The organism is Akkermansia sp. UNK.MGS-1, assembly GCF_000980515.1.
In the GTDB taxonomy this organism is placed as follows: domain Bacteria; phylum Verrucomicrobiota; class Verrucomicrobiia; order Verrucomicrobiales; family Akkermansiaceae; genus Akkermansia; species Akkermansia muciniphila.
In genome coordinates this window covers 1-631 of sequence record NZ_LBCB01000020.1, presented here as the reverse complement: position 1 = coordinate 631, position 631 = coordinate 1, and the positions used below count along the sequence as shown (strand labels likewise).

Sequence of the window (631 nt, the reverse complement as noted above, 5' to 3'; positions counted from 1 at the left end):
ACGGGGCCGGTGAAGTCGTCGGGCGTGGCCATGAGGCGGCACATGCATTCCACCAGGTCATCCACATAGCAGAAGGAGCGGGTCTGGCTGCCGTCGCCGTAGATGGTGATGGGTTCGCCCTTCAGGGCCTGCACGATGAAGTTGGAGACCACGCGGCCGTCGTTGGGATGCATCTTGGGGCCGTAGGTGTTGAAGATGCGGCCCACCTTGATGTTCACATTGTTCTGGCGGCGGTAGGAGAAGAACAGGGCCTCGGCGCAGCGCTTGCCTTCGTCATAGCAGGAGCGGATGCCGTTGGGATTCACATGGCCCCAGTAGCTCTCGGGCTGCGGATGCACGTCGGGGTCGCCGTAGACCTCGCTGGTGGAGGCCTGGAAGATGCGTGCTTTCAGGCGCTTGGCCAGACCCAGCATGTTGATGGCACCGTGGACGCAGGTCTTGATGGTCTGCACGGGGTCGTGCTGGTAGTGGACGGGCGAGGCCGGGCAGGCCAGGTTGTAGATCTCGTCCACTTCCACGAACAGGGGGAAGGTCACGTCATGGCGCAGCAGTTCGAAGCGCTTGTTGTCCATGAGCTCTTCCACATTGGAGCGGGCGCTGGAAAAGAAATTGTCCACGCACAGGACTTCGT

Annotated in this window: 1 protein-coding gene; it reads right to left on the bottom strand. The window is 61.8% G+C overall.

Annotation, left to right across the window (positions count from 1 at the left end):
• A partial coding sequence (locus tag WW58_RS09775; RefSeq protein WP_046437284.1) for an NAD-dependent epimerase/dehydratase family protein occupies positions 1-631 on the bottom strand: 631 nt, incomplete at both ends.